The sequence below is a fragment of the Blautia hominis genome, assembly GCA_002270465.1.
GTDB classification, from domain to species: Bacteria; Bacillota; Clostridia; order Lachnospirales; family Lachnospiraceae; genus Blautia; species Blautia hominis.
Genome location: NQOF01000003.1, coordinates 308,105 through 327,305 on the forward strand (window position 1 = coordinate 308,105; position 19,201 = coordinate 327,305).

At 43.2% G+C, this 19,201-nt stretch carries 17 protein-coding genes; 14 read left to right on the forward strand and 3 right to left on the reverse strand.

The window, feature by feature from the left end:
* Positions 1-10: 10 nt before the first annotated feature.
* Positions 11-535 carry a hypothetical protein gene (locus CI595_RS12040; RefSeq protein WP_330397275.1) on the reverse strand — a complete coding sequence of 175 codons (525 nt, stop codon included), beginning with the start codon at positions 533-535 and terminating at the stop codon, positions 11-13.
* A 243-nt stretch (positions 536-778) separates the two neighbouring features.
* Positions 779-1,018 carry a hypothetical protein gene (locus CI595_RS12045; protein WP_095173509.1) on the reverse strand — a complete coding sequence of 80 codons (240 nt, stop codon included), beginning with the start codon at positions 1,016-1,018 and terminating at the stop codon, positions 779-781.
* 588 nt (positions 1,019-1,606) lie between these two features.
* Between CI595_RS12045 and recA the strand changes: the two genes are divergently transcribed.
* The 9 genes from recA (at position 1,607) to CI595_RS12090 (ending at position 12,197) form a co-directional block, all read left to right on the forward strand.
* The gene (recA, locus tag CI595_RS12050; RefSeq protein WP_095173510.1) at positions 1,607-2,677 is read left to right on the forward strand and encodes a recombinase RecA; all 1,071 of its coding nucleotides are present in this window, start codon (positions 1,607-1,609) and stop codon (positions 2,675-2,677) included.
* A gap of 43 nt (positions 2,678-2,720) precedes the next feature.
* Entirely contained in the window at positions 2,721-3,113 is a 393-nt protein-coding gene (locus CI595_RS12055) for a hypothetical protein (RefSeq protein WP_095173511.1), read from the forward strand.
* A 458-nt stretch (positions 3,114-3,571) separates the two neighbouring features.
* Entirely contained in the window at positions 3,572-5,761 is a 2,190-nt protein-coding gene (locus tag CI595_RS12060) for a LuxR C-terminal-related transcriptional regulator (RefSeq protein ID WP_162291868.1), read from the forward strand.
* Positions 5,762-5,872: 111 nt separating this feature from the next.
* Positions 5,873-6,103 (forward strand): Nif11-like leader peptide family natural product precursor, encoded by a 231-nt coding sequence (locus CI595_RS12065; RefSeq protein ID WP_095173513.1) that lies wholly within the window; start codon positions 5,873-5,875, stop codon positions 6,101-6,103.
* A 49-nt stretch (positions 6,104-6,152) separates the two neighbouring features.
* Positions 6,153-6,761, forward strand: a complete 609-nt coding sequence (locus tag CI595_RS12070; protein WP_095173514.1) for a GNAT family protein — start codon at positions 6,153-6,155, stop codon at positions 6,759-6,761.
* The gene (locus CI595_RS12075) at positions 6,758-8,053 is read left to right on the forward strand and encodes a radical SAM/SPASM domain-containing protein (protein WP_095173515.1); all 1,296 of its coding nucleotides are present in this window, start codon (positions 6,758-6,760) and stop codon (positions 8,051-8,053) included. Before CI595_RS12070 ends, CI595_RS12075 begins: the two co-directional genes overlap by 4 nt.
* A 399-nt stretch (positions 8,054-8,452) precedes the next feature.
* Positions 8,453-8,974 (forward strand): GNAT family N-acetyltransferase, encoded by a 522-nt coding sequence (locus CI595_RS12080; protein WP_095173516.1) that lies wholly within the window; start codon positions 8,453-8,455, stop codon positions 8,972-8,974.
* 518 nt (positions 8,975-9,492) lie between these two features.
* The gene (locus CI595_RS12085) at positions 9,493-9,696 is read left to right on the forward strand and encodes a hypothetical protein (RefSeq protein WP_095173517.1); all 204 of its coding nucleotides are present in this window, start codon (positions 9,493-9,495) and stop codon (positions 9,694-9,696) included.
* Between the two features lie 83 nt (positions 9,697-9,779).
* Positions 9,780-12,197, forward strand: a complete 2,418-nt coding sequence (locus CI595_RS12090) for a GH39 family glycosyl hydrolase (RefSeq protein WP_095173518.1) — start codon at positions 9,780-9,782, stop codon at positions 12,195-12,197.
* Here CI595_RS12090 and CI595_RS12095 read toward each other — a convergent pair.
* Positions 12,181-13,230, reverse strand: coding sequence for a LacI family DNA-binding transcriptional regulator (locus CI595_RS12095; RefSeq protein WP_095173519.1), 1,050 nt, complete (start codon positions 13,228-13,230; stop codon positions 12,181-12,183). The two genes, CI595_RS12090 and CI595_RS12095, sit on opposite strands and share 17 nt — an antisense overlap.
* Before the next feature lie 186 nt (positions 13,231-13,416).
* On the opposite strand from CI595_RS12095, the gene CI595_RS12100 reads away from it, so the two are divergent.
* From CI595_RS12100 to CI595_RS12120, 5 genes are all read left to right on the forward strand, one after another.
* A complete protein-coding gene (locus tag CI595_RS12100; RefSeq protein WP_187144019.1) occupies positions 13,417-14,523 on the forward strand; it encodes a Gfo/Idh/MocA family protein in 1,107 nt (368 codons plus the stop codon).
* Between the two features lie 15 nt (positions 14,524-14,538).
* Positions 14,539-15,723, forward strand: a complete 1,185-nt coding sequence (locus CI595_RS12105; protein ID WP_095173521.1) for a sugar ABC transporter substrate-binding protein — start codon at positions 14,539-14,541, stop codon at positions 15,721-15,723.
* A gap of 64 nt (positions 15,724-15,787) precedes the next feature.
* Positions 15,788-16,744, forward strand: coding sequence for an ABC transporter permease (locus CI595_RS12110; RefSeq protein ID WP_095173522.1), 957 nt, complete (start codon positions 15,788-15,790; stop codon positions 16,742-16,744).
* Positions 16,744-18,249: a sugar ABC transporter ATP-binding protein gene (locus CI595_RS12115; RefSeq protein ID WP_095173523.1), complete on the forward strand. Its 1,506-nt coding sequence runs from the start codon at positions 16,744-16,746 to the stop codon at positions 18,247-18,249. Before CI595_RS12110 ends, CI595_RS12115 begins: the two co-directional genes overlap by 1 nt.
* Positions 18,249-19,184: an ABC transporter permease gene (locus tag CI595_RS12120; RefSeq protein ID WP_095173524.1), complete on the forward strand. Its 936-nt coding sequence runs from the start codon at positions 18,249-18,251 to the stop codon at positions 19,182-19,184. Before CI595_RS12115 ends, CI595_RS12120 begins: the two co-directional genes overlap by 1 nt.
* Positions 19,185-19,201: the final 17 nt, after the last annotated feature.

Genomic DNA, 19,201 nt, shown 5'->3' on the forward strand with positions numbered 1-19,201 from the left:
ATCTATTGTTTCAGTTTATCTCATTATATTCGTTATTTAATACCCTTTTTGCATCAAGTCGTGTATGCAGTTGCAAAAGAACAAATCTTGCAATCGGCTGTGCGATACACATTTCCACAAACAAGGATATGGCAAAATTTCTAGGCCATTTGTAGAAAAACATGTGTATCGGTTCTAAAGTAATAGAGCGTGTCCCGATCCACGTTCCGATTACGGTCAGTAAAACTGACATCATCAGTACCGTACATAATATATTCACAACGATATGAGAACGGAAGCTGTCACCCTTTGCAACGATCCAAGCTGTCATTTTTTCTGCCGGAATATACGTGAGCAGAACGATCACAATCACACTCAGCCAGATAAAAGGAAGCACTGTTAGTACATCCTGCCAGACATAAAGATGAAACCCTGCTTCAAAACAGGTGATGAGCGGGGCAATGATATTTACAGAGATAATAGAGATGATCCCCATAAATATAGCAAATTCTTTTTTATTACGTGGTAATTTCATATAGTAATCCATTTTAATCATTCCTCCTAAAAATAGTAAAAATATTGATGAATATTGACGATACACTTTCTCAGATAACGCAGTTTTACCTTTTGTCTATTTTACATGACCTCCACTTTTATTTGATCTTATGAACCTTTTATTTGAGACAAGCAAACAGAAAATGACAAACAAAAAAACAGCGTAGAAAGATCAAAATTCTACGCTGTCCGCTGTTTGATTGCTTAATTTTAACAAACTTTTTCTGATATTGTCAACAAAAAATTAATCTAAATAATTTCCTACTGGAGACGAGTTATATTGTTTCTTTATCTCAAGAATAACCGAACCATCTGTCTGTTTTTCTTCTGAGAGAATTTTATATTTTGAATGATTTCCTTCCAGATGTTCCTTGTATTTCTTCACTTCCTCTTCAACTGCTCTTACTGCATATCCATGTTCCAAATCCTCCTTCAAAAGAAAATGCATAGTCTGTATAATACACGCTGATTGAATTCTTCTCATATCATACCTCCATATCTTTTATATCTATATTTTAACTCTTTAAATTATTTTTTGTAAGTTTTTATTTTATTTTTGTCGTTTTGCTCATATGTATATAATATATTTTTATGCATTTTTGCGGAATAACAGTACCTCTGTGTGTGAGTCATATAACATTTCCGAGTTCAGTAATAAGCGTGATCATCCGGCAAAAGCCGTTGACGACTTCGGGGGATTTGCTATTACTTATTCCTCAGATTCCGGCATGAAAAAGGAAGCAGATAGGGATCGTTTCTGTCGGGTAAGGAGGATTTTCCCTACTAAGATTGGCTGCGTATGATGTGGGAATTCTTTGTTTTGGTACCAAATAATTAGTAATTATGCGTATATATGTGAATGCATATTTTTAGTAATACTCACATATTACGAAAAGAAAGATTATATGATATACTAAATCAGTACATTAAATAGGTGGTAGCCGAAATGCGATAGCCAACATTTCGGCTGCTATTTTTTTTTGCACGAAGTTATTATAAGACCATGGATGAGGTTGACGAGGCAGTAGGAGAGGGGAAACCAGTTGCCTCTTTATAACAGAAAGAAGGACAAATGGTGGATGAAAATAAGAAAAAGGCATTAGATGCAGCCATACTAAAGATCGAAAAGGATTTTGGAAAAGGCGCAGTAATGCGTTTGGGAGAACCGAATGCGTTGGGGAATGTGGAAGTAGTACCTACAGGGGCATTAAGTATGGATATTGCATTAGGGCTTGGTGGGATACCGAAAGGCAGAGTAGTTGAGGTATATGGACCCGAATCAAGTGGTAAAACAACGGTATCCCTGCATATGGCAGCAGAAATACAGAAAAGAGAGGGGATAGCAGCTTTTATTGATGCAGAACATGCACTTGATCCAAAGTATGCACAAAATATCGGTGTAAATATTGATGAGCTGTATATTGCGCAGCCCGATACGGGGGAACAGGCATTAGAGATTGCAGAGACACTGGTGCGTTCTAATGCGATAGATATTATCATCATAGATTCTGTAGCTGCGTTAGTTCCCAAGGCAGAAATTGATGGGGAAATGGGGGATACACATATTGGATTGCAGGCACGTTTGATGTCACAAGCATTAAGAAAATTGACACCGGTAGTAAGTAGATCAAAGTGCATTGTTATATTTATTAACCAGCTTCGTGAAAAAATCGGTATTATGTTTGGAAATCCGGAAGTGACAACTGGTGGACGTGCATTGAAATTTTACGCCTCTGTCAGAATAGATGTAAGAAGAATTGATCAGATCAAGATGGGTGGAGAACGTGTAGGTAACAGAACCAGGGTAAAGATTGTGAAGAATAAAATTGCATCGCCTTTTAAAGAGGCCGAATTTGATATTATGTATGGCACAGGCATATCAAAAGAGGGAGATATACTGGATTTGGCCACTGAAATTAATGTCATAAACAAAAGCGGTTCGTGGTATTCCTATGAGGGAATGAAGTTGGCACAAGGCAGAGAAGCATCTAAAGAGTATCTGAAGGAGCACCCTGATTTTATGATAGAGGTTGAGAAAAGGGTCAGAAAACATTATCATTTGGAAACGGATGATAGTGGAAATATGATGGCAGATGTTACTGTGGCGGAAGAAAATTTTGATGCGATTCCGGATGATCTATGAAAGGAGTTGCAAAAAGGATGAAGGCTTATGACGGAGGTGAATCATGGAAACTATCTATGTAATTACAGAAAGTGGAATAGTAAAAAAGCAGGATGTCAAAGTTGGTATTATACGTGAAATCAGCACAAAAGAAGAACTTACAGAGCTGATGGAAAGAATGCCTTATATCCAGACGATTCAAGCACCTAATGGAAAAGCACGAAAAGAACTATATGAGCTTTCTATGAAAAAATATGATGATGTGGAATGGGTTAAGATAATAAAAAGTGTTTACCTAAGAATGGAGGATAGGAGGTATGATGATTTTGAGACAGAATATATGAAAAAAGCAAAAAAATTTTTGTATCAAGAGATGGCACTCCGTTTTTTGCTTCCATTTGATGAAATAGAACATTTTATAAATAAGACAGTAAAGCAACATTTAGAGGAATTTTAAGGTTGAAAAGTCTTCACATTCTTGTGGAGTAAAAATCTCGTGATCCACCTGGCGCCATGAGAAGGATTTATTCGATGGAAAGAGTGTTGTCCCTCATGTTGAATCCAAAGGAAGCCGCTAACATTAACGGTTTCTTCCAAATAATGGATGATTATGTTACAATTAATATAATATATGGCAGTGAAGGAGGCGAAAAACCATTGAAAACGATTCCAACCAATACTTTTTTCTTTCCTCCTCGTTTAAAAACCGCACTAAAATCTATATTATCTTACCCATTGACGTTGATTACGGCAGGGTCGGGTTTTGGCAAGACAACGGCGGTTTCCTGCTTTCTGGATAAGCTCCGGCAAGATACGGTTTGCCATTGGTATACCTGTTTCGGGGAGCCGCCGGAACGTGCATGGTCCGGAATTTGCACGCTGCTGTCTTTTGCGGATCCATATACAGGTGATTTTTTGTCTAAGATCACTTCTCCTACGCTGGACAACCTGGGCAGTATCGCGCTCCTGATGGATGGTTTATCCTGTGATAAGGAAACGATTTTGGTGGTTGATAACTATCAATTGGCAGAGTTTCCGGCGCCCTCCCGTTTGCTGGATGCGTTGGCAGCGCATCACTGCAGGAGGCTGCACTTGGTCGTCCTGACACAGCCCTTATGTACGGAAAAAGTCAGTACTGTTTCAAACCCGCATATTGGTCAGATCTTTCAGGATGTGTTCAACTTTCAAACAGAAGATATCCGGAAGCTATTTGAAAAGAATGGCGTGGGGATCTGTGCGAGGGAAGCAGCGCGGCTGTATGAATTGACAGGAGGGTGGGTGGCTGCTCTGCGGCTCCATCTTTCACAATATATGGAAAGCGGCAGACTGAGTGAACAGGTGGGGATTGATGAACTGATGGAACGGTCCTTTTGGGGAGCATTAGATGACAGCCAGCGGTGTTTTTTCCTGGGGCTGTCACTGCTGGATACATTTACAGAAGCCCAGGCAGCCCGCATTTCAGGACAAAAAACAGTGCCTGATGCCTTGTGGACCATTGTGCGGCGCAATCCGCTTGTTCACCGGGAGGGAGCAGAGTACATATTGCATGGGCTTTTGAAAGAATACTTATCCGCAAAGATGTTGGCGCGGGATGCTGATTTCCGAAAAATGATGTGGGACCGAGCGGGTGATGCTTGTTCGGTACAGGGGAAAAACGTGGAGGCAGTCCTGTTTTTTATCCTGTCTGGAAATGATGAGGCAGCTCTTGGCGTGACACTGAACAGTCTGCAGCTTGCTGAGCTGGTGCGCACGAAAACGGACCGGTTGAATGCCCTGCTTTTTCGGTGTTCCGTAGAGCTGTTGGCTGATAAATGGCAGCTTTTGCTTGGTTCGGCCATCAAAGCTAGCCTCAATGGAAAAATCACATTGGCCAGGACGGCCATCGCCCGGATGATGCAGCTTCGGGAGTTTCCGGGGGGCAGCCAGCAGAAATCAGTGGAAGCGGCACTTGAGTTGGTCGCATCTTTTCAGGCGTTTAACGATGTGGCTGGTATGTGCCGCCACCATGCTGCAGTATATGGATTGTTGGATGATCCGAGCGATTTTTATCTGACAAATGACTCATGGACTTTTGGAGTTCCCAGCGTGGTGTATATGTTCTGGCGGGAATCGGGAGAGCTTGCGAAAACGATTCGGTTGGTCAAAGAGGGAGTCCCCCGGTATGCGGTCATTGGAGGCGGAAAAGGACTTGGTGCGCCGGAGGTGATGCTCGCAGAGGCACATCTTCTCTCCGGAGATGAAGAGGGTTGTAAAACTTTCTCCAGTCAGGCAAAATTTATTGCTGCCGAACACGGCCAGGACAGCATCTATTTTTGCGCTCTGACCTTAACTGCCCGGCGGGCACTGCTGCGAGGAGATGCGGAGTGTTTCTCTGCCGCGGTAAAAGCCATTGAGCGGCATGCTTTTGAGGGGAAAGAGTTTCGCTGTGTGACCGTCGCAGAGGTCTGTCTGGGCTATGTTTATTTTTTGCTGGATATAGAAGAGAAGATTCCCCAGTGGTTATTCCGTAAGGATGCGATCGGTCAGCAGCTCTATCCGGTCAGCATTCCCTTTGCCTATATCATCGCTTTGAGGTGGCTGCGCCGGCATAAACGGGATGAATTTGCAGGGGCAGCGGAAGTCTTTCTTCAGGAAAGCAAAGCCCGGCACCATCTGCTGCCCATGCTCTATATTTGGTTGGAGCAGGCAGCCTGTTATGAGGAAGACGGCTCCCGGGTCATGGCGCGAGAGCGTGTACAACTTGCGCTGACCCACGCGTTTCCCGATGAGGTCTATTTGCCCATCGCGGAATATTACACGAATCTGTCTGGAGTTTTGGAGGACCCTGCACTTTCATGCAAGGATGAGACTGCTCTGGAGCGGGTACGCGCCTTGGGCAGGCGGTTTGTTTCCGGTACTGCAGCGGTGCGGGCTGAACTTTTTGGGTACTCCCCTTTGACTTCAAGAGAACGGGAGATTGCCCTGCTTGCCAAAGAACGGCTTTCTACGCGGGAAATTGCTGAAAGGCTGGTTATTTCCCCTGCTACCGTAAAAAATACGCTGAACAAGATCTATAGCAAGCTGAATATCCATGGGAAGTCAGATCTTCTGAATATCCGTTTTTAGAAATAGGCTGTTTTGGCCCATGCGCATAGTGGTGGTCTATTATATAATGTAAAAGTCAAAAGTAGTACCCACACAATGCACTCAATCCGGACAGACAAAGGAGATTATTATATGAGTAAAATTAATAAAGCTATTGACCAGATTCTCAGCGATGAAGAACTTTTGAAAAAACTGCAGGCAACAAAAACGATTGATGATGTTGTTTCATTGGCAAAACAAGAGCATATCGATGTGTCCGAGGAGGAGATCAGAGACTATTTCGCTAAGGGAGAGATCGATCCGCGTCTGATTCCATCTTCCGGCTCTTGTGGCAAAAATACCTGTTCTGTACATGTTAATTAACTAAAATAACCTGTCCGGATTGACCTTTTTAAGAAAAGAGTGAAAACAGATGATTGATTTGGCTGCGCACCTGTATGACTGCGGTAATAACCGTCATGTGGACTTCTTGCTGGAATGCCTAAGGGACAAAACGTGGCACAATCTATGTACCATTCCAACCCGCATGGGCATCCCTTCTATTTTTACAGATCTTTATTATGTATATACCCGGAAGCAGTCAAGCAACACTATCCATTTGGTGGTGGAGCAAGGGAACGATGTCTGGGCAGCATATGTCTGTGTCAGTGTACAGGGCAGCACGGCTGAAATAATGGGAGGCGTTGCTCCTGCTTTTTCCGACCGTGGAATGGGACTTGCCTGCTATGCTTGTCTGCTGGATCAGATTTTTTCAATCAAACCCGGCATCCAGACCATTGTGACAAAGACTGCGGAATGCCATCGTACGATTCAAAGGATCAACGATGTCTGCGGTTTTCGCATGGTGGGCTCGGTACCGGAGGGATTCTATGACCAGGAGACAGGAAAACGGGAGCGTCTGCTGCGGTATGAACTGTCAAGAGAGCAGCACCCTACAGCCTTTGTCCTGCGGCTATGTACCCGATTCCATGTGCGGATTGACAGGGATGCCTTTACACAACTGAAGGAGATAGATGGATGAATCGTATTTGTTCGCGGAAACTTACTATGCCTACACAAGATCCCAATGCCAGAGAAATTGAGGTCTTTTTTCTTTCAACCCGAGATTGGGCACATCAATTGGTGTATATCCCAGCCGCTCAGCGTGTGGCATTGCTGCCTGAAGAACTGTCGGCTGGCCTGCAGGCAATTCCGGATGCGCTTGACGAGCGGCTTTTGGGTATGCTTCCTGCCTCTGCCGATGAATGGTTGATGTTTTGTCCGAAGCCCAGCGCTTTTCCTACTTTCTGCATTAATTTAACGGATGGTTGTAATCTGGGATGCCGTTACTGCTATCTCTCCACTGACCGGGCACCCGCGCCACTTATGAGCAAAGATCAGGTACGCTCTATTGTGCAAGCCATCGTGAAGAAAAAAGTGCAGTCTGAAACATTTCCCATAATACCGGTGACGTTTTACGGTGGTGGGGAACCTACCCTTAATGAGGAGCTGTTTCGCTACGCTGTAGAATATTTAAGAGACTATGCGGGACAACACCGTATGGTGGCGCGTATGTCCATGACAACCAATGTCAACTATCCAAATCCGGAGTTGAGCAAGTTTATCATACAGAATTTTGCCAATGTTACCGTATCCATAGACGGCCCGGAAGATATTCAAAATCAACAGCGGCCCAGGGCCAATGGGCATGCATCCTTTGACAGGGTCATGCGCAATGCTGAGCAATTACATAAATCCGATTGCACGGTCTGTTTTCGTGCCACGGTCACGGCCCAATCCCTCGTACATATAGACCGCATTGTGGATTTTTTTGCGGGGGAATTTCCGGGGTGTACTGTGATCGTTTCGCCCATGCTGACAGTGGGGCATGGCAGTCATACTACCCTGACGCCGCCGGATCCTGAAGCGTATACGTGCGGCATTTATGAGGCCTATAGCAGGGCAAAGGAACTGGGCATTCGTCTGCTCACGCCGGAGACCAGTCATTTATCCCCACGTTTGTTTTTTTGTGGGGCGGCACAGGGCAGCCTGATGATCATCTCGCCTGACGGTTTGATAACCAGTTGTGCACAGGTAGAAGAAAAAAGCCGATTCAGCACAGGGCAGTTCCTTTTTGAACAAGAGGAGATCTGCTATTGTGACAGCCATAGCAAATCCATGAGCGTGGATAACTATCCCGAATGCGCTGACTGTTTTTGCAAGTATACCTGTTGCGGCGGCTGTCCGGAAACCAGGATCAGTAAAAGTGGGGATATGCATTGTGAACTTACCAGGAATATAACTGCGGACCTCCTGTACAGTCGTTTAAGATGAGGAGAGGCTTTCGGATGGGATTGTTACCGGGGGATGTTCTGGTTTTCCGGGCGGTTCTATGTTTTGAAAGTAAAAGGCATAGATGTCTGGTTTGTGCCGGCAGAAAATCTTTAGTAAAATCCTGTTGTGCTTATTTGTTATTATGATATTCACTTGTTTCTGAGCAAAAAGAATCCCCAGATAAAGCGATGACTTGGCTGGGGATTCTTTCTTGCGTTACCGCCTGCAAGGGAAGTGACCTCATTCATGAGTGGAAGAGCAACCGAAAAGATACCTTTAAGTGTATAAAATAGGAAGTCTCAGGGGGGCAATGCCGGAATATATCCTTTTTATTTGTCGCGTGTTTTTTGTTTCTATGTGATATAATACATTTAAAATACAATTTGCGGAGGAAGTAATATGGATATACGCACTGCCACAATAACAGAATATCCCATGGTTAGAGATTTTTATCATGAATTAATAGAAGAAACACAAGATTCGGAATTTGATATCGGCTGGAAAAAAGACATCTATCCATCGCCTGAGTTTCTGAAAGATTCTATTACGGAGGGCAATTTATTTATCGGAACAGAGGAGAATAGGATTGTTGCGGCAATGGTATTGGATCATCAGTGTAACGATGGATATCAAGAATTTGATTGGCCGACGAAAGCGGCTAACACGGAAGTGACCGTCATTCATGCACTCGGCGTTCATCCTAAAAGTAAAGGGAAGGGGTATGCGAAACAGATGGTCCACGAAGCATTTGCAGTTGCAAAAAGAAATCACCAAAAGGTAATAAGGTTAGATGTACTCAATGGAAATATGCCTGCTGAGAGGCTGTACACCAGCTTGGGATTTCATTATTTGCACACTTTAAAAATGTTTTATGAAGATACTGGATGGACGTATTATAAGTTATATGAGTATGTACTGTAATAAAAGAAATTTGCATAGACATCCACATGCAACAATTATTCATACATATAGAGCATAAATGTTTAATATGGGATAGAGCTATGGATATGATTCCTGCAAAAGGAAGATATCCTGTGAAGCAGGATGTCCTGATTTATTCAGAGAATGGCGTACTTTAATAAGCTATGTGGCTTATGGAGTTGACAAGTTCTATGCAATTGTGATAAAGCAGGCCAGTGTAAAGGCTTGCTTTTTACTTTACAATAAATCGACCTGGTGTATAATGTGATTAAAATGGTAATAAAAAATTTGCAATCTCCTTTCAGATTACGGGATGGGAAAATCATGACATTCATCACTATTGCGGTTTAGGAACCTCAGATATACTAGAGTGTGTCTGAAGATTCATTTGTGAGGCCGTTTTCACTTACAAAGAACACTAGCTGGAGGCGCTGAATTCCCTGAATGTCATTATCGTAAAAAGTAATAGTGAAATTGCTATTTTAAAATTGAGATAACAGGAGTCAGGAGATAAACATATGGATTATAGAAGAGAAGATCTGACAGAAGCCAAACGGCAAATTGAATCAACACTGCACAAATTAAGAGAAACCGTAAAAACTTTGGAGGCGAAAGAAAAGCCGGATAGATATAAATCTCAAATTACATTGGCCAAAAGGAGAATAGCTGCTTTTGAAATCGCTATTTACTTGATCGAAAAAGAACTTGAGGGATCGGTTTAACGATCATGATGCGGTTCCTATTGAGTAATCGATAATTTAGAAAAAGAAGTATTAGGGGTCGGACCGCCCTGAGGAGATAATACATGAAGAATTTTTTTGTTCCTGAACATGCTGTCATGGATTTTGAATTTTACGATAATAAAAAAGTACAGATGCATTTTCATCAAAATGTAGAATTGTTTTTCCTGCTGGAAGGAAAAGGTACTTTATTTTTAGACGAAGGTGAAATTGCATTGGACACAGGCAGTTATTTTGTTGTCAATGCAAATCGCAGACATGCATTTGAGGCTGAAGAGGATGTACTATATATATGTCTTCACATTAATTTTAATATACTAAATTTTTATATTGATATGAACCGTGTAATTTTTATGTGCGATTCCAATGCTGTGAAGCATGATACAGACAAAAAGATCAGAGATAGTCTCACTAAAATGATCAACTGTTACTTTGCCAAGTCAGGGACCGGACAGGTTCATTTAACTACATTTTATTACGAGCTGCTGGATATCCTACTGAATTCATGTGTTGTTTATGGGGATGATGAACGGTTCAGCAGCCGTAAGAGTGCAGAACAGGACAGATTGAACCGAATTGTTAACTATGTATATTCCAACTATCATAATGAGATAAGCTTGAATGATTTGGCAGACCAATTGTTTCTGTCAACCACATACCTGTCAAAATATATTAAAGACCGTCTGGGAATGAACTTTACGGATTATGTAAATAATATCCGGCTGTATCACGCAGTGGAAGAAGTGCGGGGAACAGATAAAAAAATGACGCACATTGCCATGGATAATGGATTTCCCAACATTACGGCATTTAATAAGGCTTTTAAGAAAATATATGACATGACGCCCATGGAGTTTCGGGAAAGAGAAAAACATGATCATGAGAAGGCAGGGAATGATGTGGCGAAAAATGCGCAGATTTCCAAAAAAGCAAGGTCTTATTTAAAAAATCAGGAGGAGCAGCATAGAATTCCCGAAGGTGCGGAACAGGAGATCCAGTATGTATTTGCGGATGCATATGAGCAGAGTGTTTATAATAAATACTGGAATAAATTGATCAATATCGGATACATGAGTGATTTGCTCCTGTCCGATTCTCAGCAGCACGTAGTCTTCCTGAAAGAAAAACTTCATTTTGAATATGTGAGATTCTGGGATATCTATGGGGAAGCCCTCCATTTGAATATAGCGGAGCACGGGGAATCGTATAATTTTGGTACAATGGATAAGGTGTTTGATTTCCTGCACCAAAACGGAATTTATCCATACATAGAATTGGGATTTAAGCCTCTAATGCTGGTGGAATCATTGGATGGGTTTCTTGTTTCAAAGGAGCGGGAGATCCTGTTTCAGTCAGCAGAGGAATATGATGCTTTTTTACGGGCGTTTCTGAAACATTATGCGAACCGCTATGGAATTGAAGAGGTGGAAAAATGGAAATTTGAACAGTGGAAGGATACAAGATTAACGGATAACAATTTTCAGGGTTATTTTGAATTGTTTGAGACTGCATATCAAGCTGTAAAATCTGTGTCTCCCAATATTCAGATTGGGGGAGGCAGTATTCACCGCTCTTATGACGAACCCATTGTTGAAAACCTTTTGGTACAATGGAAGAAAAGAATGATGTATCCTGATTTTATAACGATCTATTCTTACCCCTATAAGACCGGAGATGCAGGACAGGCAATTGACCGGAGGCGTTCACAGAATCCGGATTATTTAAGGGAACAGATCGAGACTGTACGGGATATCTTAACACGCATAGGAATGCATGTGAAAGAGCTTCATGTTACAGAATGGAGCATGACAGTATCGAACCGTAACCCCATGAATGACAGCTGCTATAAAGGCGCCTACGTTATGAAAAACATCATGGACAATATGGGAAAGGCTGATATGCTGGGATATTGGCTTGGCTCAGATATCTTCTCACAGCATAGTGACACAACGGGTATATTAAACGGCGGGGTGGGGCTTTTATCAAGAGACGGAATAAAGAAGCCATCCTGTTTTGCATATGAGTTCATGAACCATATGGGAAAATATATGATTGGAAAGACAGAGAATACGCTGGTGACTTCCAATGGTAAAGATAATTATTTTATTGCTGCGCATAATTATAAACAGCCTAGTTATAAATACTATACAATACCGGAAAATGAGATCAATATCCAGGAGATGGAGCAGTATTTTGATGATCTGAAGGAAAAAGAAATCAGCTGTCAGATAAAGAATGTTAGAAATGGTTCTTATAGAGTCAGGGTTGAAAAAATCAATGTGTTGGAAGGAAGTGCGCTGGATGAATGGATACGGCTGGGGAAATTTAACAGCCTGACGGTAACTGACGTAGAATATCTACGTCAGATATCAATTCCAAAAGTAAATATGTGGGAGTGCCGGGTCACAGATTCTGTTTTGAACTTTGAGTCAGTGCTGAATGCCAATGAAATACAGTATATTCAGCTCACATATTGTTTTTAACAGGAAGTGTGGATTCCCTTAAGATCAATTCCGTTTCCAAAAATGTGCGGCGCTTTGGTGTAAAGGGATTCTCGTATTCCTCAAGAAGATATTCAAACGCGGTATAGCCCAGTTCATAACGGGGCTGGCGCATACTGCTGATAGAAGGCGAAGAGGACGTGGCAATGGGGATATCATCAATCCCAATTATGGACAACTGTTCCGGTACACGAATATGAAGCCGTTCTGCGGCTTTGACTGCAGCTGCGGCATATATGTCAGAGATACAGACCAGAGCATCCGGTTTACAGCTTCGCAGATATATTTCCGCCTGGTATATGGAGCGTTCCAGATCCATGTCGGGAAAACAAGACACAAGACCCGGATAAAAGGGGACATGTGCCTCACTGAGTGCTTTTTGATAGCCACGGTTTCTGCGGATGGTGAAGCCGAATGGCGCTTCTGTGGTGAGCATCCCGATATGGCGGTATCCATTTTCAGTAAAATACTTGGTGGCCCGATAAGCAGTATCCATATCATTGATGGAAACATAAGAGATCTGGTCCATCTCCTCATTATATTCACTACACTGGACAACCGGGAAAAGAGATGTGAGTTTTTCCAGTTCAGGGGATGGAATGGTTTCGGTAGTAATAATACCGGCAGCGCCGTGGGACTTTAGCAGTGAAAGAAATAAATCCGAATTCGAGCTGCGGATAGGGGTATTATTGATCAATAAGTGATGTCCGTTTTTTTGTGCGGCGGTCTGCGCGCCGTCCATGATATCTAAAAAGAATACATTAGAGAGATGAGGAACAGAGAGAATGAAGAGCTGTTGCTCATTTTTTTTGCGTCGAAAACCGGTGGAAGACTGCTGGGCAGAGACTTCCTTCTTTTTTTCCGTATCAAAGGCCAGTGCTTCTATAGCTGCCAGAACCTTCTTTTGAGTTTTATGTGTTACCTGTTCAGGATGGTTGATGACCCGTGAGGCGGTGGCGGCAGAAACTCCTGCTTCTCTCGCAACATCATAAATGGTAGCCCCCTGTTTTTTCATGAAAATAATTCCCCCTTGTCATGGAAAAATAAAAATGTGATGCAAAAATTTGATGTGTTTCTGAAATATTGACTAAGATTTCCTATTTACATCAAATATATCACAACAAGCAATAAAATCACAAGAAGAATTTTGAACTATAGGAAGGTATAATTCTCTTAACAAATGAGTTAGGAGGAAATAGAAATGAAAAAATTGAAAGTTGCAGTCATTGGGTGTGGTGGAATTGCCAATCAGAAACATTTTCCGTCTCTGAGATCACAAAGTGACAGATGTGAGATGATCGCTTTCTGTGACATTATTGAGGAGCGTGCCAAAAAAGCAGCAGAAGAGTTCGGAACAGCGAATGCGAAGGTTTATACAGACTATAAAGAAATGCTGAAAGATAAAGAGATTGACGTGGTTCATGTGTGCACCCCCAACGTGGCCCATTGTCCTGTGACAGTAGCGGCATTTGAGGCTGGCAAGCATGTTTTGTGTGAGAAACCTATGGCGGCAACAACCGAAGATGCCCAGAAGATGATGGACGCATGGAAAAAATCCGGTAAAAAGTTCACTATAGGTTACCAGAACCGGTTCAGAAAGGATACGCAGATGCTCCACAAGGCATGTGCGGCAGGGGATTTGGGTGAGATCTATTTCGCAAAAGCCCATGCGATCAGAAGGAGGGCAGTGCCTACCTGGGGAGTATTTCCTGACAAGTCTAAACAGGGCGGTGGTCCGCTGATCGATATCGGCACTCATGCATTGGATATTACCCTGTGGATGATGGACAACTATGATGTGGAGAGCGTGACAGGAACTGTTTTTGAAAAGCTTGGACATTTGAAAGCAGCCACAGAGGGAAATATGTTCGGCGCATGGGACCCGGAAAAGTTTGAAGTGGAGGATTCCGCTTTCGGATATATCAAAATGAAAAATGGGGCAGTCATTTTCCTTGAATCTGCATGGGCCATCAACCTGAGGGAGAACAGAGAGGCATCCACTACCTTATGCGGAACGAAAGCGGGTGCAGAAATCATAGGCGGAATGAGCCAGGATGGAGATTACCAGCTTATTTTCAACAAGACATCCCATGGACAACTGACAGAGGAATCTTTGTCTCCGGGCGGTACTATTGCATTCTTCTCAGGCTCCTCTGATAAAGAGGAGGAGATTGAATGCGCACAGTGGCTGGATGCTATTATCAATGACGGAGAGCCTCTGGTAAAGCCGGAACAGGCGTTTATGGTAACGAAAATATTAGATAACATATATAGATCAGCAGCAGAAGGGCATGAGATAAAATTCTGATGGGGGAGAAAAAACATGAGAAAAAAAGTATTAGCATTTGCGTTGTCCGTAGTGATGGCAGCGGGTTTATGTGCTGGGTGTGGTAGTGATTCCGCGCCGAAGGAAGATGAAAAAACAGCATCAAAAGAAGAAAACAGTTCAGAGGTAACCATTGGTTATAACATTTTTGGCAGCGGACCGTACGCGCTTGGGATGCTGGCCAATAATACGGAAAGTGTGATCAAGGCATATGGGCAGGAATCCATGGCACTGGATGATGAGTTCTCTGTGGAGAAGATCATTCAGGATGTTGAAAATATGATCTCCTCAGGATGTGACGGATTGGTTATCTGGCTTCCGGCAGAGTCTCTATATCCAACAGTAGCGAAAATGTGTGCCGATGCGCAGGTTCCTTTTGTACTAAATGATAAGGTTCCATCTAATCAGGAAATCATAGATACCCTGCGGGAAAATGCTTATTTTGCGGGATGCTCCGCACCAAATGACAACGCATTAGGAAAAGGGTGTGCAGAATATGCTATCGAGCAGGGCTGGAAATCCTGTATCATTACCTCTTCCGCAGCAGGTGACTCCTCAGACACTCCAAGGATTGAAGGGTTCAGGGAAGTATTTGAAGCTGCAGGCGGAGAAGTGAAAGAGGAACTGCACGCCGATAATTTGGATGAAAGTGTGGGACAGGTACAGGATGCCCTGACTGCCACAGGGGAAGTGGACTTTATATACGGTACAAGTTCGGATTACGGATTAAATGCCTGTACAGCATTGGAGGGAAAAGGCGCGGATACGAAAGTGATCAGCGCAGGACTGGAGACAGAGGCGCTGGATGCACTGTGCAACGAAGAGAGTCCGCTTGTATATCTTGCGGGGGACAGCTGGGTGTCAGGGATTTACTCCACTATCCTTCTGGAGAATGCAATTGCCGGAACTCCGGTTCAGGATGAAGACGGAAATGTCCCCTGGATTGACAATGTTGCACCTTTCCAGATTCTCCCGGAGGAGTATGAGCTGTATACGACCTGTTTTATTGATAATCTGTGCTATTCGGATGAAGAATTATTGGCTATGAACGGAATTGATTATGACTCCTTTATGGAGATTGTAAACAATTACAGCTTCGAGGACAGGGTAAAAGCGAAACTGGACGAAGGTCTTATTACTCAGGAAGATATTGATGCGGCAGGGCTTACCATACAAGATTGATCGTTACTGGTGATTACATACAGCGCCGCCGCCTATGGCGGCCTGTATCTTATAGGAGGATATCATGGCTGGAAGTAAGAAAAAAATAAAAGCCCAAATTTTATTGTTATGCGCTTTCCTGGCCGTTTTTCTTATCTGCAATCTTATTTTCAAAGGAAAACTGCTGACACCGGATAATATGAAAACCATTGTATCTCATGCGATATTTCCTATTTTTACAGCCTGGGGTATGAGCTTCATCTTTACAACCGGAATTATTGATCTGTCAATCGGCGCCAATATTCTTCTCTCGGCAAACATAGGGGCATATTGTGCAGAGACATTGAAAATGGGTTACATAGGGTTATTTCTTGGCACTATTGTGACTTCTGTCATCATTGAACATTTATGTGTCCGGTGCAGCCAGACACTCAGGATTCCCGCATGGATCTCAGGCATCGGCGCGGCTTTGATCGTGGAAGCAATCCTGTCCCAGTGGGCAACTGTTTTGACGGGAATGGGAGGAAAGCTTCCTATTCTGAAGAACTATAAGATGTTTGGCAGAATGCCGGCAATGGCTGTTTTGATGCTGGCCGGGTTAGCAGCTGCATACTTTCTGTTTGAAAAAACAAAAATCGGAATCAATTTACATGCCATCGGCGGCAATTCTTCCGTGGCTGAGGTAATGGGCATCAACACGAAAAGAACAATCTTTATCTCAACGATGATTGGCGGGATTTTTATCGGGCTGGCGGCATTAGTTCAAATCAGCTTTTCCGGCAAACTGCTCAGTACAAGCGGACTTGGGAGTTTAAACACTATATTCAAAGCACTGGCAACAGTCCTTTTGGCAGAGTCCATTCAGAATATTGTCCCAACACCAATTGGAATCGTATTCAGCGGAATTGCCATTACCGGTATGTTTAATATCCTGACCTTGTTCGGGGTACCGTCAGGTACTTGGCAGCAGTTTACACTGGGCATTGTTGTTGTTATTTGTGGGATTTTATCACACCTGAAAGAGAAAGAGGTGGTGAAATAATGGCAGATGAATTATTGAGAGTAGAAAAATTGAACAAAAGCTTTGGTGTCACACATGCCAATAAAAATATCACAATGACTTTGGATCAGGGAGAGATCAGAGGGTTAGCAGGTGAGAATGGTTCCGGAAAATCCACACTTACGTCCATGATCAGTGGGATGCAGGCCTTTGATTCCGGTAAAATGTTTATTCATGGGAAGGAATATGCACCTCATAATCCATTAGAGGCGAATGAATATAAAGTATCCATGGTGGTGCAGGAGCTTGGTGTAATTACCAGCCTGAGCGGTGCTAAGAATCTTTTCCTGGGCAAAATGGAGTCATTCACAGCCCTGGGCATCGTGAATACAAGAAAAATGGTGAAAGCGGCAAGAGATATCTTTGCGGAGTGGGGCCTGGGAGAAGTTCCGCTGGAAATCCCGGCAGCACATCTGACAATGGAGCAGAGAAAACTGATAGAACTTGCAAGAGCGTTGTCCATTGACCCGGATTTACTGGTTCTGGATGAGATCACACAATCCCTGTCTCATGATACCAGGCAGATCATCTATCATCTGAAGGATAAATTTAAAAAGCGTCACAAGTCCATGATCATTATCTCCCATGATCTGGAGGAAACTGTGGATATCTGTGACAGTATTACCGTCCTTCGTGATGGTGAAGTTGTGACCACAGTAAGTACAGAGGAGATCACCACGGATGACTTGAAGCAGTATATGATCGGACGGAAACTGGAAGGGGATTATTACAGGACGGATGAAAGCGCTGATTATGAGGATGAAGTTTTACTGGAAGTAAAAGATTTGGGGTTAAAGAACGGAAAACTCAAAAATATTTCATTTGAGTTGCATAAAGGAGAAATACTGGCGGTCTGCGGCCTCAGTGATGCCGGGATCCATACCCTGGGAAGTGCCATTTTTGGTATGGAGGAGGGGCGGACCGGGACTGTAACCGATAAAAACAGCGGCAAAGAACTGAAAACACCACTTCATATGATCCGGCAGCAGGGCGCCTACCTGTCAAAAAACAGAGATGAGGAGGGCCTGATGCTTCAGGCATCCATAAGAGACAATCTATATATTCCTTCTGCAAATGAACTGGCAGGTTTTCTTGGATATACAAAGAAGAGGGATATCAATGGTTTTGCACAGAAGGCATACGATGATTTTGATGTGAAGGCCACAGGGATCATGCAGCCTATCGGACGGCTCAGCGGTGGAAACAAGCAAAAAATCAATTTGGGCAGATGGCTTTCAAAAGATTTGAAATACATGATATTGGATTGCCCCACGCGGGGAGTCGATATAGGCGTCAAAGCATATATTTATGATATTCTTCGTAAGCAGAAAAAGGAGGGCGTTGGATTTATACTGATTTCCGATGAACTTCCGGAGGCAATCGGAATGGCAGACCGGATTTTGATCCTTAACAATGGAGAAATAAAAGGGGAAATGACCCGTGGAAGTAATTTCTCGGAAAGTAAAATTATAGAGGTGATGATCTGATGAAAAAAACTAAATTTAAAGTGGAAGAGTTATTGCCTTTTATCATTCTGCTGTTGCTTATCCTAATTTTCAGTATTACCACGGGAGGCAAAGTATTCGCCCCCAATAATATCATGATCATTATCAAACAGACCCTGAATGTGATCATTGCGGGGCTGGGGCTTATCTTTGTGGCATCCATGGGAGCAACAGACATTACACAGGGTTCACTGGTAGCTGTCTGTGCAGCGGCAGCTGTCATTGTTGCTGCCGACCATTCTGTTGTGCTTGCAATTCCGGCCGCCATTGTAATAGGTATCCTGTCAGGCTTTTTTCTTGGGTTTGTGAATGCAAGGTTTAAAGTGTCATCCTTTATGGTTTCTCTTGCAATCCTCATTGCACTCCGGGGACTTGTCAGCGCGATTTTAGGTTCCAGATCGGTTATGCTGCCATTATCGCTGATGAAGCTGGATGAGACAGGGATCAAGCTTCCCATTGTGATTCTTCTTGTATTGGTAATGGGATTTATATTCAATAAAACACCTTTTGGGGCCTACTGCAAAGGCATTGGAGAAAGTGAGAATGCAGTGCAGTTTGCCGGTGTAAATGTAACAAAGGTGAAAATCATGGCATTTATGATATCGGGCCTGATGACCGGAATTGCAAGTTTGTTCGTATTGGCCCGCGTGGGAGGCTCCAGCAATGTACTGGGGATTGGTTTTGAGATGAGGATCCTTATGGCAATGTACATAGGAGGTGTACCGGTCCGGGGCGGTACGGGAACGAAGATCTATAAATTGATCATAGGGGCATTTATGATCACCCTGCTGGAAAGCGGACTGACCATTACAGGGGCCAGCGGCTCATATACCCAGATGATCCGGGGTGCGGTATTACTTCTGGTTGTATATATTATGGGTGTGATGCAGCGTAGGTTTTCACCCCAGGCAGGTTGAGATCACAGTTTAAAGGA

Coding starts and splice junctions, on each gene's coding strand:
- CI595_RS12040 (WP_330397275.1), bottom strand. CDS start 535: ATGATTAAAATGGATTACTATATGAAATTACCACGTAATAAAAAAGAA.
- CI595_RS12045 (WP_095173509.1), bottom strand. CDS start 1,018: ATGAGAAGAATTCAATCAGCGTGTATTATACAGACTATGCATTTTCTT.
- recA (WP_095173510.1), top strand. CDS start 1,607: ATGGTGGATGAAAATAAGAAAAAGGCATTAGATGCAGCCATACTAAAG.
- CI595_RS12055 (WP_095173511.1), top strand. CDS start 2,721: ATGGAAACTATCTATGTAATTACAGAAAGTGGAATAGTAAAAAAGCAG.
- CI595_RS12065 (WP_095173513.1), top strand. CDS start 5,873: ATGAGTAAAATTAATAAAGCTATTGACCAGATTCTCAGCGATGAAGAA.
- CI595_RS12070 (WP_095173514.1), top strand. CDS start 6,153: ATGATTGATTTGGCTGCGCACCTGTATGACTGCGGTAATAACCGTCAT.
- CI595_RS12075 (WP_095173515.1), top strand. CDS start 6,758: ATGAATCGTATTTGTTCGCGGAAACTTACTATGCCTACACAAGATCCC.
- CI595_RS12080 (WP_095173516.1), top strand. CDS start 8,453: ATGGATATACGCACTGCCACAATAACAGAATATCCCATGGTTAGAGAT.
- CI595_RS12085 (WP_095173517.1), top strand. CDS start 9,493: ATGGATTATAGAAGAGAAGATCTGACAGAAGCCAAACGGCAAATTGAA.
- CI595_RS12090 (WP_095173518.1), top strand. CDS start 9,780: ATGAAGAATTTTTTTGTTCCTGAACATGCTGTCATGGATTTTGAATTT.
- CI595_RS12095 (WP_095173519.1), bottom strand. CDS start 13,230: ATGAAAAAACAGGGGGCTACCATTTATGATGTTGCGAGAGAAGCAGGA.
- CI595_RS12100 (WP_187144019.1), top strand. CDS start 13,417: ATGAAAAAATTGAAAGTTGCAGTCATTGGGTGTGGTGGAATTGCCAAT.
- CI595_RS12105 (WP_095173521.1), top strand. CDS start 14,539: ATGAGAAAAAAAGTATTAGCATTTGCGTTGTCCGTAGTGATGGCAGCG.
- CI595_RS12110 (WP_095173522.1), top strand. CDS start 15,788: ATGGCTGGAAGTAAGAAAAAAATAAAAGCCCAAATTTTATTGTTATGC.
- CI595_RS12115 (WP_095173523.1), top strand. CDS start 16,744: ATGGCAGATGAATTATTGAGAGTAGAAAAATTGAACAAAAGCTTTGGT.
- CI595_RS12120 (WP_095173524.1), top strand. CDS start 18,249: ATGAAAAAAACTAAATTTAAAGTGGAAGAGTTATTGCCTTTTATCATT.